At 37.8% G+C, this 648-nt stretch carries 1 pseudogene; it reads left to right on the top strand.

Annotated elements, in window-relative coordinates:
- Window positions 1–540, top strand: a pseudogene (locus H5187_RS23895) (transposase); the annotation flags it as partial.
- Between the last annotated feature and the right edge of the window lie 108 nt (window positions 541–648).

Genomic DNA, 648 nt, shown 5'->3' with positions numbered 1-648 from the left:
TTAGCAGATAAAGGTTACTTCAGTCAGCCTGATATAAAAGACACTATCGATTTGGGTGCAGAGCCAATCATGCCCAAGACGGATACATCGTCCTCTGAAAAGAAAGGGATATTTAACCGCTCACTTTTCAAATACGATGCAAATAAAGATATTTACTTATGCCCCGCTGGTAATGAACTTCAAAATCGAATGCAGGTATTTGAGCAAGGTAAATACCTTGATGTTTACTTCAATCACATTGCTTGTCGAGATTGTAAAATAAGAAGTCAGTGCACTAACTCTAAAAAAGATCCTAGGCGAATAAGGCGGTGGGTGCATGAGATTCTGACAGAAGAAATGCTTCAAAAGCTAAAGAATCAACCTGAATTGATGCTTCATTGAAAGCAAACTGTTGAGCACCCCTTTGGCACAATTAAACTCTGGATGGGAGCTACCCACTTACTAACACGAGGTTTAAAAAGCGTGGGGACAGAAATAAGTCTTCATGTCCTAGCTTACAACTTCAGAAGGATGATAACAATTATGTGCGTATTCTCATGACTTTGATCACCGATTCTCATCAGCTTTGATCACTTGATTTATCATTTTGTAGAGCCGTTTTTAAATTAGCTTAACTGATCATCATCAGTCAATTTATTTAACTGTTTT

The organism is Pseudoalteromonas sp. SG44-1 (assembly GCF_014164315.1).
GTDB lineage: Bacteria > Pseudomonadota > Gammaproteobacteria > Enterobacterales > Alteromonadaceae > Pseudoalteromonas > Pseudoalteromonas rhizosphaerae.
Note: the sequence above shows the minus strand (reverse complement) of the source record. Positions and strands in the feature narration are given on the sequence as shown.